We start from the raw sequence: 13,219 nt of genomic DNA, 5'->3' as shown, positions 1-13,219 counted from the left end.
GGTAACACACCATGTCGACTGTCTTCAACGTCCGGAACTTCAAGATGCCGGCCATCTCCCGCGGCGCCGCGATCATCGGGGCGATCATCATCGCGGTGGCGCTCATCGGTGGCCTGATCGGCTGGAACCTGTACAAGAACCTGACCACCAAGACCGTGGTCGCGTACTTCACGCAGACGCTGGCGCTCTATCCCGGCGACAAGGTGCAGATCATGGGCGTCCAGGTGGGTACCATCGACGCGATCGAGCCCGCCGGCGACAAGATGAAGGTGACGTTCCACTACGACAGCAAGTACAAGCTGCCCGACAACGTCACCGCCTCGATCCTGAACCCGAGCCTGGTCGCGTCCCGCACCATCCAGCTCGCGCCGCCCTACACCGGCGGAGATGTGTTGCCCGACAACGCCGTCCTCGACCTGGACCGCACGCAGGTGCCCGTCGAGTACGACGATCTGCGCGACTCCATCAACCGGCTGCTGACCGACCTGGGCCCCACCCCGGAACAGCCCAAGGGTCCGTTCGGCGACATCATCGAGTCGGCCGCCGACGGGTTCGCCGGCAAGGGCAAGCAGTTGAACCAGACGCTGAACAACCTGTCGGAGGCGTTGTTCGCGCTCAACGAGGGCCGCGGTGACTTCTTCAGCGTGATCAAGAGCCTGGCGTTGTTCGTCAACGCGCTGCACCAGAGCGACCAGCAGTTCGTGGCGCTGAACAACGACCTGGCCCAGATCACCAACGCGTTCACCAACACCGACGACGAAGTCGCCACCGCGCTGCGCGATCTGAACCAATTGCTTTCCACTACAAAGGAATTCGTCAACGAAAACGGTGAGGTGCTGGCGCACGACATCAAGAACCTCGCCGATGTGACCAATGCGATCCTGCAGCCGGAGCCGCGCGACGGTCTGGAAACCGCGTTGCACGCGTATCCGAACGTCGCGGCGAACCTGATGAACATCTCGTCGCCGAACGCCGGTGGCATCGTGACGATGCCGGTGATCAACAACTTCGCCAACCCGATGCAGTTCCTGTGCAGCGCGATCCAGGCAGGCAGCCGGATGGGCTACCAGGAATCCGCGGAACTGTGCGCGCAGTACCTGGGGCCGATCCTCGACGCCATCAAGTTCAACTACCTGCCGTTCGGCGCCAACCAGCTGCAGCCGGCTTACACGCTGCCCAAGCAGATCGCCTATTCCGAGGAGCGGCTGCGTCCGCCGCCGGGATACAAGGACACGACGGTGCCCGGCATCTTCTCGCGCGACACGCTGTTCTCGCACGGCAACCATGAGCCGGGCTGGATCGTGGCTCCGGGTATGCAGGGCGTCGAGGTCCAACCGTTCACCGCGAACATGCTGACCCCGGAGTCGCTGGCCGAGCTGATGGGCGGGCCGGACATCACCCCGCCACCGGCCCCACCGGCGTTCGGGACCACCCGCAACGGAAACCTGCCCGGACCGCCGAACGCGTTCGACCAGAACAACCCGCTGCCGCCGCCGTGGTACCCGCAGCCCGGCCCACCGCCGGCACCCGCGCCGGGCGTGATCCCGGGTGACCCGCTGGGCGCCATCGCACCGGCCGCACCACCCGCACCGGCGGCTCCGGCCGCCACGCCGCCCGGTCCGCTGCTGCCGGCCGAGGCAGGAGGCTGAGTCATGGGCAAATGGAGCAGAGTCGCGCAGCGCGCCGGCGCTCTCGGCGCAGCGGCGTTGGTGCTGACCTCGTGTGGATCGTGGAAGGGCATCACCAACGTGCCGCTGCCCGGCGGGCCGGGCACCGGAGGGGACGCCACCACGATCTACGTGCAGATGCCCGACACCCTGGCGCTCAACGTCAACAGCCGGGTGCGGGTGGCTGATGTGTATGTCGGTCGGGTGCGTGCCATCGAGCTGAGGAACTGGGTGGCCACGCTGACGCTGGACCTCGACCCCAGTGTGGAGCTACCGCGGAATGCGCTGGCCAAGATCGGCCAGACCAGCCTGCTGGGCTCCCAGCACGTCCAGCTGGACATGCCGCCGGATCCCGCGCCGGAGAAGCTCGAGAACGGCGACACCATCCCGCTGGCCAACGCCTCGGCATTCCCCAACACCGAGCGGGTGCTGGCGAGCATTGCCACCATCCTGACCGGCGGCGGTGTCAACAACCTCGAGACCATCCAGACCGAGGTCTACAACGTCCTCAACGGACGCGGTGAGCAGATCCGGACCTTCCTCGGTCAGCTCGACACCTTCACCGCCGAGCTCAACGCCCAGCGCGACGACATCACCCGCGCCATCGACAACACCGACCGGTTGCTGGCCGTCGTCGCCCAGCGCAACAACACCCTCGACGCGGTGCTCACCGAATTCCCGCCGCTGATCGAGCATTTCGCCGAAACCCGCGACCTGTTCGCCGACGCGGTCGAATCGCTGGGCCGGATCAGCGGCGCCGCCGTCGACGCGCTCGAACCGTCCAGCGACAACGTGAACACCAACCTGGCCAACCTGCAGCGTCCGCTGCGGGAACTGGGCAAGTCGGGCCCGTACCTGATCAACGCGCTGACGATCTTCCTCACCGCGCCGTACAGCATCGAGAACGTGCCGAAGGCGATCCGCGGCGACTACATCAACGTGTCGCTGACGGTGGACCTGACGCTGTCGGCCATCGACAACGGGTTCCTGTCCGGAACCGGGGTGTCGGGCATGCTGCGCGCGCTCGAACAGTCGTGGGGCCGCGACCCGGCGACGATGATCCCCGACGTCCGGTTCACCCCGAACCCGAACTCGGCGCCCAACGGACCACTGATCGAAAGGGCGGAGTGAGCGATGCTGACCCGCTTCGTCAAGATCCAGCTGATCATCTTCACGATCCTGACCGTGATCGCGCTCGGTGTGCTCGGTCTGTACTACCTGCGCCTGCCGAGCCTGGCCGGCATCGGGCAGTACACGCTGCACGCCGAACTGCCCCGATCGGGTGGTTTGTACGAAACCTCCAACGTCACCTACCGCGGCACCCAGATCGGGAAGGTCACGGCGGTCGAACCGACCGAGACCGGCGCCAGGGCGACGATGAGCATCGACAACCGCTACAAGATCCCGGTCGACGTGACCGCGAACGTGCACTCGGTGTCGGCCATCGGCGAGCAGTACCTCGACCTGGTGCCCAACAGTGACTCCGATCAGTACCTGAGCCCGGGTCAGACGATCACCGACAGCACGGTGCCGGCTCCGGTCGGTCCGGCGCTGGACGCGGCCAACGAGGGTCTGGCGGTGTTGCCGAAGGAGAAGATCGACACGCTGCTGACCGAGACGTCGCTGGCCGTCGGCGGTCTGGGACCGGCGCTGCAGCGGTTGGTGGACTCCACCACCAACCTCGCAGGAGGTTTCCGGGACAACCTGCCCCAGGTCAACGACATCATCGCCAACTCGGCGCCGATCCTGCAGAGCCAGGTGGACTCGGGTGACGCGATCGCCGCGTGGTCGCGCAACCTGAACCGGATCGCCGCGCAGGCCGCCCGCGAGGACGCGTCGCTGCGCAGCGGACTGTCCCAGGCGGCACCGACCCTCGACCAGGTGACCACGGTGTTCAGCGACGTACGTGAGGCACTGCCGCAGACGTTGGCCAACCTCGCGGTCGTCTCGGACATGCTCAAGCGCTACAACAAAGGTCTCGAGCAGACGCTGGTGATCTATCCGCAGGGTGCGTCGCTGCTGCAGATGGGGTCGATCTTCGAGGACGGCGGCCTGCTGCACTTCGGGCTGTCGATCAACCAGCCGCCGCCGTGCATGACCGGATTCCTGCCGGCGTCGGAGTGGCGGTCGCCCGCCGACACCAGCACCGCGCCGCTGCCGTCGGGCACCTACTGCAAGATCCCGAAGGACTACCAGGGCAACGCGGTGCGCGGAGCGCGCAACTATCCCTGCGCCGACGTGCCCGGCAAGCGTGCGGCCACCCCGCAGGAGTGCCGCAGCGACGAGCCGTACGTCCCGCTGGGCACCAACCCGTGGTACGGCGACCCGAACCAGATCCTGTCCTGCCCCGCACCGGGCGCGCGCTGCGACCAGGGCGTCGACCCCGGCCGGGTGATCCCGGCGCCGTCGATCAACAACGGCATGAACCCGCTGCCCGCCGACAAGCTGCCGCCGCCCGAACGGCTGGCACCCACCAGCGACCCGGTCAGTGCGCCGGGCTCCGGTACCGTCAGCTGCAGCGGGCAACAGCCCAACCCGTGCACCTACACCCCGGCTCAGGGGCCGCCCGGAAGCACCGCGGCATACAGCCCGAGCTCAGGCGAGGTGGTCGGACCGGACGGTGTCCGGTACAACGTCAACAGCTCGAGCAACACAGGAGACGACGGATGGAAGGAGATGCTGGCACCAGCCGGCTGATCCCCGACCCCGAAACCGGCTCGGTCGACGACGCGCTCACTACATCGCCGGAGACTCCCGCCGCCACATCCGGTGACGCGTCACCGGACCAGCACACCACCCGCCGTCCCGCACGGCTGGGCAAGGGGTGGGCCGCCGCGGTCTGCGTCCTGCTGGTCCTGCTCGCCGCGGGCGCCGGAGTCGGCGGATATCTCGCCCACCGCGCCAACGACCGCGCCGAGGACATCGCCCGCGCCGACGAGGCTGCCCTCGCCGCGGCCAAGGAATGCGTCGCGGCCACCCAGGCGCCCGACACCGCGGCGATGGCCGCGGCGCAGACCGCGATCCTGGAGTGTTCGACCGGCGAGTTCGGAGTCCAGGCCGGGCTGTACAGCAGCGTGCTCGCCGAGGCGTACCAGGCCGCGGACGCGACGGTGAAGGTCGACGATCTGCGCGCCGCCGTCGAGCGGCACAACGAGGACGGCACGGTCAACGTGCTGGTCGCGGTCCGCGTCCGGATCACCAACGCGCAGGCCGCCGACCAGCAGGTCGGTTACCGCCTACGCGCAACGATGGCCTACGACGAGGGCCGCTACCGGATCTCGAAGATCGATCAGGTCACCTCGTGACGGTCCTGCTCGACGCCGCGGACACCTCGGCCGTTCCGGTCCCGGAGGGCCGCGAACTCGCGTCCTGGCCGGCGCGTGCCGGTGCGCTGGCCGTGGACGTGCTCGTCCCGCTCGGGGTGGCCGCGACGATGGCGGTGCTGGCCCTGGGTGTGGCCGCCGACTCGTGGACGCGGTGGGTGTTCGTCGTGGGCTTCGCCGCCTCGGTGCTGGCGATCGCCGTCAACCGGCTGGTGGCGCCCGTGGCCACCGGGTGGACGGTGGGCCGCGCGCTGTTCGGCATCGCGGTGCGCCGCCCCGACGATGCCGACGTGGGTGTGCTGCGTCTGGCCGCCCGCGACCTCGCGCATCTGCTCGACACCGGTGCCCTGATGCTCGGCTGGCTGTGGCCGCTGTGGGACCGGCGCCGTCGCACCTTCGCCGACCTGCTCGCACGCACCGAGGTGCAGCGCGTCGACCCTCCGAGTCGCGACATGCGCCGCGTGGTCGCCGGGGTCCTGATCGGCGCGGCGGTGCTGTGCGCGGCGGCCACCGGCCTGGGCTACGGCACGGTGTACCGGCAGGAACAGGCGATCGACGACGCTCGGGCCTACCTGGCCGACCAGGGGCCGCGCATCGTGGAGCAGATGCTCAGCTACGGCAGCGATTCCGTCGACGAGGACTTCGCCCGCGCCCGAGACCTGACCACCGACACCTACCGCGAGCAGTTGACCGCTCAGCAGGACGCGGTCAAGAAGGCCGGCGCGACCACCAACGAGTTCTGGGCGGTCAGCAGCGCTGTGCTCACCGACCCCCCGGTCACACCTGATCGCGCCGCGATGCTGGTGGCGCTGCAGGGCCAGCGCGGGGACAACCCGCAGGACCTGAAGTTCGTCACGGCCACTGTGCGGGTGGAGTTCGAGAGATCCGACGGCCGATGGCGGATCGGTAACCTCACGGTGCTCAAGGCGCCGCAGATGAGTCAGGCCGGTCAGTGAGTCCGCGGCGCCGCCTCGACGAACAGACCGCCGCCGAGTCCGTCGGCGGCGACTATTTCCGGGCCCCGCCCGCGCGGAAGCGCCGCTGGGGGCTGGCCGTGGTGAGCGTCGTGTGCACGCTGGTGATCGCGGCGGCCATCGGCGCGGCCACGTTCATGCTGGTGCGCCAGCAGGGCGACCGTCGCGCCGATGTGGCCGAAGCCGCCGCGCTGGGGTACGCGCGTGAGTTCATGACGATGTACACCAGCCTGGACCCGTTCGACGCCAACGCCTACGCCGACCGCGTCGCAGCCGAGGCGACCGGCGAGTTCGCGAAGAACTTCAACGCGCGGGTCAACGAGATCCTGGTGCAGGTGGCGCGATCGGAGCCGTCGACCGGAGAGGTGCTCGCCGCCGGCGTGCAGCGCTGGAACGACGACGGCAGCGCCGACGTGCTGGTCGCCACCAAGGTCACCTCGAGGCTGCCCGACGGCAAGACCACCATCGAGAGCGGAAGCCGGTGGATCGCCACGACGATCAGGGAAGGACAGCAGTGGAAGATCAGCAACCTGATCCAGGTGATCTGACCACCGCCAAGACGCCGGTCGGCAAGGCGGCCCGACAGCCCAAAACCACGGCGCCGGAACAGGATTCCACGGGTCCGGACCCGGCGCAGCCCGATGCGGCCGAGGCGGATACTTCCGAGTCGGAGGCTGCCGAAGCGGATGCTTCCGAATCGGAGGTTGCCGAATCGGAGCCGCCGACCGAACCCGACGACGTGGTGCTCGTCGAGCACCGCCCGGCAGGCCGACGCGCCTTGATCGCGGCCGCGCTCGCGGCGGTGGCCTTCGTCGGCGCCGCCGGATACGCCGGCGCCGCGGTGCAGCCGTACCTGATGCACCGGGCGCTCGTGGAGACGAAATACACCGTCGCGCGCACCGCGACCGACGCGATCACCACGCTGTGGACCTACACGCCCGAGGACATGAACACCCTCGCCGACCGGGCGTCGGTGTTCCTCGGCGGCGACTTCGCCGAGGAGTACCGCCGCTACATCGACGCGATCGTCGAACCGAACAAACAGGCCCAGGTGTCCAACACGACCCAGGTGATGGGCGCGGCGGTGGAATCGTTGGCGCCCGAGGGGGTTCCGAACGAGGCCACGGCGATCGTCTACACCAACTCGGTGGCCACCAGCCCGGTGACCAAGAACATCCCGTCGCTGCGCTATCTGTCCTACCGGCTGACCATGCAGCGCGACGGCGGCGAGTGGTTGATCACGCGGATGTCGACCATCACCACGTTCGACCTGACGCCGCAGCTCTGATCGGTCAGCCGTGGCGCTGCAGTCTCCGGTCTCGCGGCGGCTGACGGTCACCGCGCTGCTGCTGCTGACCTTCACGACCGGTCTGATCGACGCGGTCAGCGTGCTGGTGCTGGGCCACGTGTTCGTGGCCAACATGACCGGCAACGTGATCTTCCTGGGGTTCTGGTTCGTGCCCCATTCCGGTGTCGACCTGACCGCCGCCGTGGTCGCATTCGGCGGATTCGTGCTGGGAACCGTTGCCGGGGGCCGCTTCTCGCGCCACCTGGACCACGATGTCCGACGGTGGCTGGCCGTCGCGCTGGGCACCGAGGTGGCCATCCTCGCGGTGCTGGCGGTGCTGGCCGGTACCGGGGTGCTCGACTACCACGACAACACCAAGCTGTATCTGATCGCCGGATTGGCCGTGGCGTTCGGGATCCAGAACGCCACCGCGCGCCAATTCGGAATCCAGGAGTTGTCCACCACCGTGCTGACGCAGACCATCGTCGGACTGGGGTTCGACAGCCGGGTGGCCGGCGGGACCGGGCAGGGCGAGAAGCTGCGCTACACCGTGGTGCTGACGATGTGCGCCGGGGCGGTGGTGGGCGCGACGCTGACGCTGGTCACGGTGGCGCCGATCATCGGCCTGGCCGCGGTGCTCGTCACGGTCGCCGCAGCGATCTTCTGGTTCGGCGGCGCGCGGTGATGCCCTTCGTCAAACGCAGCGCGAGCGCCCCGTCGGGGTTCTTCGCCTGCGAAGCCGCGGGCCTGCAATGGCTTTCGGTGCCCGGTGGGGTGCCATGCGTGACCGTCCTGCACGTCGACGACCACGCACTGACCCTGCAGCGCCTGACCAGCGTGGCCCCCACCGCCGCGGCGGCACGCGAATTCGGCACCCGCCTCGCGCGCACCCACGACGCCGGCGCGGACGGGTTCGGGGCGCCGCCGACAGGGTGGACGCAGGAGAAGGGGTTCTTCGGTCCGCTGCAGCGGCCGCTGCCGATGAGCTACGCCCGCGCGACCTCGTGGGGCTCCTTCTACGCCGCGCACCGGCTGACCCCGATGCTGCGGCGCGCCGCACCGTCGCTGGACCCGGCCACCATCGAGCCTGTCGAGGACGTCGTATCGCGCTGTCGCGCCGGGGAATTCGACGACGATGACCAGCCGTGCCGGCTGCACGGCGACCTGTGGAGCGGCAACGTCATGTGGACCGCCGATGGCGCGGTGTTGATCGACCCCGCCGCGCACGGAGGTCACCGCGAGACCGACCTGGCGATGCTGGCGCTGTTCGGGTGTCCGCGTCTCGACGCCGTGCTCGACGGATACCAGCAGGAGCACCCGTTACGTCCCGGGTGGCGGGACCGCGTCGGCCTGCACCAGCTCTACCCGCTGCTGGCCCACGTCGTGCTGTTCGGTGCGGGCTACATCGAGCCGACACGGTCGGCTGCGCTGTCGATGCTCTAGTCGAACGCCAGCCACGCCGGCTGCGCACGCTCGCGGGAGTCGCAGAGCACCGCCATGGTGTCGCACGACCCGCGCGGAGATCCGGCGCCGGCCCACATGCCGCCGGTGTCGCGGCGCAGCACGATCGCCGAGGACCCGCCGCCGTCGAGCAGCACCGCGGTGTCGCTGCCCAGCCCGCGGTAGAGGTCCTGGATCTGGTCGGGGGTGTAGTTGCCGCCCTGGAACACATACATCTCGTCGCGGTCGCGGACGTAGCCCAGCGCCGTGCGGGCGGCGCTGGGGCCGGGATCGTGCAGCTGGCCGGTGTCCCCGGGCGCGAGCAGCCCGATGCCGGCCACCGCGACGAATCGGGTGCCCTTCTCGATCAGTCCGGCCACGACCGGGGTGGCCGCGTCGTAGTCGTCCTTGCTCTTGGGCGGAACGACGAACGGGGCGCCCTTGACCGGCAGGATCATCGTCGACAGCGCCATCCAGTTCTCGTTGCCGCCCGACAGCCCCTGCTTGCCCGCATAGGCGAGCGTGCCGGTGACCTTGGTGTTGGTGCGCCCCAGAGCGCCGGTGTTGTCGACGTAGGCGCCCAGCGGCGAGCTGCAGCCGGTGGTCTTCCACGACCCGCCCTGCTGCCCGCGCACGTCGAAGAAGTTCGCGTTGATCGCGATGGTCGGCTGCCCGAGTGCCTGCCAAGCCTGCAGCGGCGAGTAGATCTCGGAGGCCTGCCACAGCCCTTCGGAGGTGCGGACGCGGGGATCCCGTTCGCAGCGGGCTTGGTAGCCGGTGTGCGAGTCGGCGAGTAGGCGCGGCGCGAGCCGTGCGGAGGCGGCCTTGATGATCATCAACCGTCCGCCGTTGTTCATCTCGTACCAGTCGCCGGCTGCGTTGCGCATCGGCACGGGGAAACCAGAACCGAAGTTGTACACGAGGTAGGACCCGCGGGTGTTGGCGATCGCGGCGGCCAGCAACTCACGCGCGGTGGCGGCCGAGGCGCCCGCGGCGGTCAGGACGGAGCCGAGGGTCAGCGCCACGACCACACCGAGGGCCCGCCCCATGGTGACGGCACGACGGGAAGCGGCGGCGATACGGTGCACCGGAACTCCTCACGTCCACCCGTCAGCAAACAATCCAAGCAAAACCACACTAATCACATTGACACCACTGTCAACTTTGATCACAGCCTGGTCGCGGCAATGTTTCACGTGAATCACGGAAAACGGGCGTTGCCAGTTACAGATGTGATTAGTGTGGCAAGAGAGGTGGAAGAACGAGGGGGCGGCGAACCGGCGCCGCCGCGGCAGCAGTGCGCCGCAGAGCGCGAACAACCGCAATGAGCAAACAGATCAGGCGGGTGGCGCCAGACGGTAGATCGCGTCGGCGGCATCGTCGGTGACGTACACCGCGCCGTCGGGCCCGACGACGGCGGCCACCGGACGTCCCCAGCGGGACCCGTCGTCGGACTGGAAGCCGCCGAGCAGGGTCTGCTGACCGCCGAGCGTGCCGTCGCGCCAGGGGAAGAACGACACCTCGGGCTCGCGCGGTGGCTGTCGGTTCCAGGAACCGTGCACGCCGATCAGCGCACCGCGGGTGTACGGCTCGGGCAGTGCGCCGTCGACGAAAGCCATCCCCAGCGGCGCCGAGTGCGCTCCCATGGACTGCTCCACCGGCGGCAGCGCCGCACAGTCCATCTGTGCGCCGTCGGGGTTGGTCTGGACGTCGCGGATGAACGCCAGGTCGGCCGGGCCGCCGTCGGAGTTGCAGTACGGCCAGCCCAGTTCCCGGCCGGGGGTGAGGCGGGCGATCTGCTCGGGCGGATGCTCGCCGACGTAGGCGTCGAGAACCTTGCCGTAATCCGGGCCGGGTTCGGGGAACGCGACGTTGTCGCGGCCGTTGACCGCCGTCCAGATCGACCCGTCGGGCGCGGTCGCCAGACCGGTGCCGTTGCGCACCCCGGTCGCGAACGGTTCGGCCGGTCCGCCGCCCGACGGAACGCGCATGACCGTCGCGCGTGGGGGATCGGCGGTTCGGTCCTCGGCGGAGATGTTGCCGGTCGAGCCGATCGAGAAGTACACCGCCCCGTCGGGGCCGACGGTGACGCTCTTGAGCGCGTGGGCGTAGGCGCCGCGCAGGTCGGGGCTGCGACCGTCGGGCAGCCCGCCGGCGATCACCCGTCGCCCGGTCGCCGTGCCGTCGGCGTAGTCGTAGGCCACCACCTGATCGCTCTCGGCGACATAGAGCGTGGTGCCGTCGAAGGCCAGCCCGTGCGGCTGATTGAGCCCGTCGAGCAGGACGGACTCCTGTCCCGTCCCACCGTGCGGGGTGAACCGCAGCACGGTGCCGGCGCTCGGCACCGACACGAGCAGGCTGTCATCGGGTGCCCACGCGGCCAGGCGCGGGCGGGCGGTGCGCGCCCACACCGACAGTGTCCAGCCGCGGGGTACGACCGCCTGCCGTGGCTCGTCGAACGGTGCCTGCGCGAACGCCGGTGGCACGTCGGCGGTGACGGTTTCGGCGCCGGCGGCCGGGGCGGCCGACGTCGACGCCGGGGACGCGGCCGGCGGCTGCGGGTCTTGCGGCGGCGCCTGCCCGCACCCGGCGACCAATCCGGCGCACAGCGCCAGCACCGCAAAACCGTTACGGCGCACCGATACTGGCATGCATCTCCCAGATCAGGATCTCGGCCGGCTCCACCGCGCTGACCCGCTGGCCGCCGGATGCGGTGAACCGGACGGCGTCGCCTTCTCGCAGCGCGCCGGCGTCCTCGAGGGTGACGGCGCCCCGCGCGACGAACAGGTGCAGGTAGGGCGCTTCGGGCAGGGTGACGACCTGGCCCGCGGACAGCCGCGCGCCGTGCAGCGCCGCGTGCCGATTGTTGATGGTGATCGCGGTGGTGTCGCGGTGCTGCGGCATACCCGAGGCGATGGTCACCAGACCTTCGGCGAGCACCGCGTCGTCGATCTCGAGCTGCTGGTAACCGGGGTCGAGTGCGGTGTCGTCGGGGGCGACCCACATCTGTACGAAGCGCACCGGTTCGGTGTGGGTTTGCTCGCCGGTCAGGGTCCAGGAGTCGTTCTTCTCCGAGTGCAGGATGCCGCGGCCCGCCGACATGCGCTGCGCCAGCCCGGGGTAGATGACCCCGGAGTTACCGGTCGAGTCCTGGTGCACCAGCGAGCCGCGCAGGACCCACGTGACGATCTCCATGTCGCGGTGCGGGTGGGTATCAAACCCCGCCGCCGGCGCAACCACGTCGTCGTTGTTGACCAGCAGCAGCCCGTGGTGGGTGTTGTCGGGCTCGTAGTGGTGTCCGAAGGAGAAGGAGTGCCGGGAGTCCAGCCAGTCGATGGTGGTGGCGGCGCGGTCCGCGGCGCGCCGAATGTCGACGATGCTGGCGGTCATGGGATCACTCCTCGAAGAGACGCCGCCAGCCTAGGTAAAGGAGCAGTCGCCGACAACGTCGCTGCTCTGTCAGGCGAGAACCTCGGGGAGGCCGAACTTGGTGAAGAACCCGTCCTCCTTGAACGCCACCACGTGCGCGATGCCGCCGGAGCGGACGTCGAGCACATGCAGTTGGAACGCCTCGTGGCGGCCGGTCTGCGGGTTGAGCATGTACAGCGCCGCGGCCGGTTGGCCGTTGGCCGTGGTGAGCAGGAACCGCATGTCGCCGGCCTTGTCGGCCGGGCAGTGCGTCTTGGACAGCGTGACGATGTTCCGCGGGCCCTGATACCAGCCGTCGAAGGGCGGCATCTCCCAGATGGCGTCGGCGGTGAAGAGTTCGACGAGACGGTCGATGTCGTAGTCCTCGAACGCCGAGGTGTAGCGCGCCAACAGGTCGGCGACCTCGGGGGAGTCCGGCGCCACCACGGGATTGTCCGGGTCGGGCTGGACCGCTTCGAGCTGCGCCCGCGCCCGCTGCAGCAGGCTGTTGACCGCGGCGGTCGAGGTGCCGATCGCCTCGCCGACCTCCGCGGCCTTCCACTGCAGTACCTCGCGCAACACCAGGACCGCGCGTTGTCTCGGCGAAAGGTGTTGCAGCGCAGCGATGAACGCCAGGCGCACCGACTCGCGGGATTCCGCGATGACCGACGGATCGGACGGATCCTCCCGCGGCGCATCCGGCAGCGGTTCGAGCCAGGTGATCTCGTGACGGTCGAAGATCTCGCCCGACGGGTCCGACGCCGGCTGCCCGAGCCCGCTGGGCAGCGGTCGGCGCTGCCGGCCCTCCAACGCGGTCAGGCACGTGTTCGTGGCGATGCGGTACAGCCAGGTGCGCACCGAGGACTTGCCCTCGAACTTCGCATACGACTTCCAGGCCCGCAGGAAGGTCTCCTGGACCAGATCCTCGGCGTCGTGCAGTGACCCGGTCATCCGGTAGCAGTGCGCCAACAACTCCCGCCGGTACTGCTGGGCATCGGCGAGGAAATCGTCTTCGGTGCTCCGCTGAACTGCCGAAACGGTCACGCAAAGCAGCTTACGCAGTCGCACCGACAAACACAGCGCCCGAACAGCAGCCATGACCGCGACGACCGATAGGCT

The 13,219-nt window shown here is 69.3% G+C and carries 13 protein-coding genes; 9 read left to right on the top strand and 4 right to left on the bottom strand.

Annotated elements, in window-relative coordinates; all coding sequences use genetic code 11:
- The first annotated feature begins 11 nt into the window (after nucleotides 1-11).
- Genes ACAG25_RS03855 through ACAG25_RS03815 form a run of 9 tightly spaced genes read left to right on the top strand, consistent with a single transcriptional unit; the run spans nucleotide 12 to nucleotide 8,695 of the window.
- A complete protein-coding gene (locus ACAG25_RS03855) occupies nucleotides 12-1,649 on the top strand; it encodes a virulence factor Mce family protein (RefSeq protein ID WP_370486981.1) in 1,638 nt (545 codons plus the stop codon).
- A 3-nt stretch (nucleotides 1,650-1,652) separates the two neighbouring features.
- Nucleotides 1,653-2,798, top strand: coding sequence for a virulence factor Mce family protein (locus tag ACAG25_RS03850; protein WP_370486980.1), 1,146 nt, complete (start codon nucleotides 1,653-1,655; stop codon nucleotides 2,796-2,798).
- A gap of 3 nt (nucleotides 2,799-2,801) precedes the next feature.
- A complete protein-coding gene (locus tag ACAG25_RS03845; RefSeq protein ID WP_370486979.1) occupies nucleotides 2,802-4,364 on the top strand; it encodes an MCE family protein in 1,563 nt (520 codons plus the stop codon).
- Nucleotides 4,334-4,972 (top strand): hypothetical protein, encoded by a 639-nt coding sequence (locus ACAG25_RS03840; RefSeq protein WP_370486978.1) that lies wholly within the window; start codon nucleotides 4,334-4,336, stop codon nucleotides 4,970-4,972. The genes ACAG25_RS03845 and ACAG25_RS03840 overlap by 31 nt, the downstream gene beginning before the upstream one ends.
- Entirely contained in the window at nucleotides 4,969-5,946 is a 978-nt protein-coding gene (locus tag ACAG25_RS03835; RefSeq protein WP_370486977.1) for an RDD family protein, read from the top strand. The genes ACAG25_RS03840 and ACAG25_RS03835 overlap by 4 nt, the downstream gene beginning before the upstream one ends.
- Nucleotides 5,943-6,512 (top strand): mammalian cell entry protein, encoded by a 570-nt coding sequence (locus tag ACAG25_RS03830; RefSeq protein WP_370486976.1) that lies wholly within the window; start codon nucleotides 5,943-5,945, stop codon nucleotides 6,510-6,512. Before ACAG25_RS03835 ends, ACAG25_RS03830 begins: the two co-directional genes overlap by 4 nt.
- Nucleotides 6,479-7,252 (top strand): mammalian cell entry protein, encoded by a 774-nt coding sequence (locus ACAG25_RS03825; protein ID WP_370486975.1) that lies wholly within the window; start codon nucleotides 6,479-6,481, stop codon nucleotides 7,250-7,252. Before ACAG25_RS03830 ends, ACAG25_RS03825 begins: the two co-directional genes overlap by 34 nt.
- Before the next feature lie 10 nt (nucleotides 7,253-7,262).
- Entirely contained in the window at nucleotides 7,263-7,937 is a 675-nt protein-coding gene (locus tag ACAG25_RS03820) for a YoaK family protein (protein ID WP_370486974.1), read from the top strand.
- Complete coding sequence (locus tag ACAG25_RS03815; RefSeq protein WP_370486973.1) at nucleotides 7,934-8,695, top strand: fructosamine kinase family protein; 762 nt, start codon at nucleotides 7,934-7,936, stop codon at nucleotides 8,693-8,695. Before ACAG25_RS03820 ends, ACAG25_RS03815 begins: the two co-directional genes overlap by 4 nt.
- On the opposite strand, the gene ACAG25_RS03810 is transcribed toward ACAG25_RS03815, so the two are convergent.
- From ACAG25_RS03810 to ACAG25_RS03795, 4 genes are all read right to left on the bottom strand, one after another.
- On the bottom strand, nucleotides 8,692-9,741 hold the full coding sequence (locus tag ACAG25_RS03810; RefSeq protein ID WP_370487386.1) for a phosphodiester glycosidase family protein: 1,050 nt from the start codon (nucleotides 9,739-9,741) through the stop codon (nucleotides 8,692-8,694). The genes ACAG25_RS03815 and ACAG25_RS03810 overlap by 4 nt on opposite strands.
- A 288-nt stretch (nucleotides 9,742-10,029) precedes the next feature.
- Nucleotides 10,030-11,343 (bottom strand): sorbosone dehydrogenase family protein, encoded by a 1,314-nt coding sequence (locus ACAG25_RS03805; RefSeq protein ID WP_370486972.1) that lies wholly within the window; start codon nucleotides 11,341-11,343, stop codon nucleotides 10,030-10,032.
- Entirely contained in the window at nucleotides 11,321-12,082 is a 762-nt protein-coding gene (locus ACAG25_RS03800; RefSeq protein WP_370486971.1) for a pirin family protein, read from the bottom strand. Before ACAG25_RS03800 ends, ACAG25_RS03805 begins: the two co-directional genes overlap by 23 nt.
- A gap of 69 nt (nucleotides 12,083-12,151) precedes the next feature.
- A complete protein-coding gene (locus ACAG25_RS03795; RefSeq protein WP_370487385.1) occupies nucleotides 12,152-13,174 on the bottom strand; it encodes a sigma-70 family RNA polymerase sigma factor in 1,023 nt (340 codons plus the stop codon).
- Nucleotides 13,175-13,219 lie beyond the last annotated feature (45 nt).

Origin of the sequence: Mycobacterium sp. pV006 (assembly GCF_041287115.1) — a bacterium.
Lineage (GTDB): Bacteria > Actinomycetota > Actinomycetes > Mycobacteriales > Mycobacteriaceae > Mycobacterium.
This window is presented reverse-complemented; position numbering and strand designations above follow the sequence as displayed.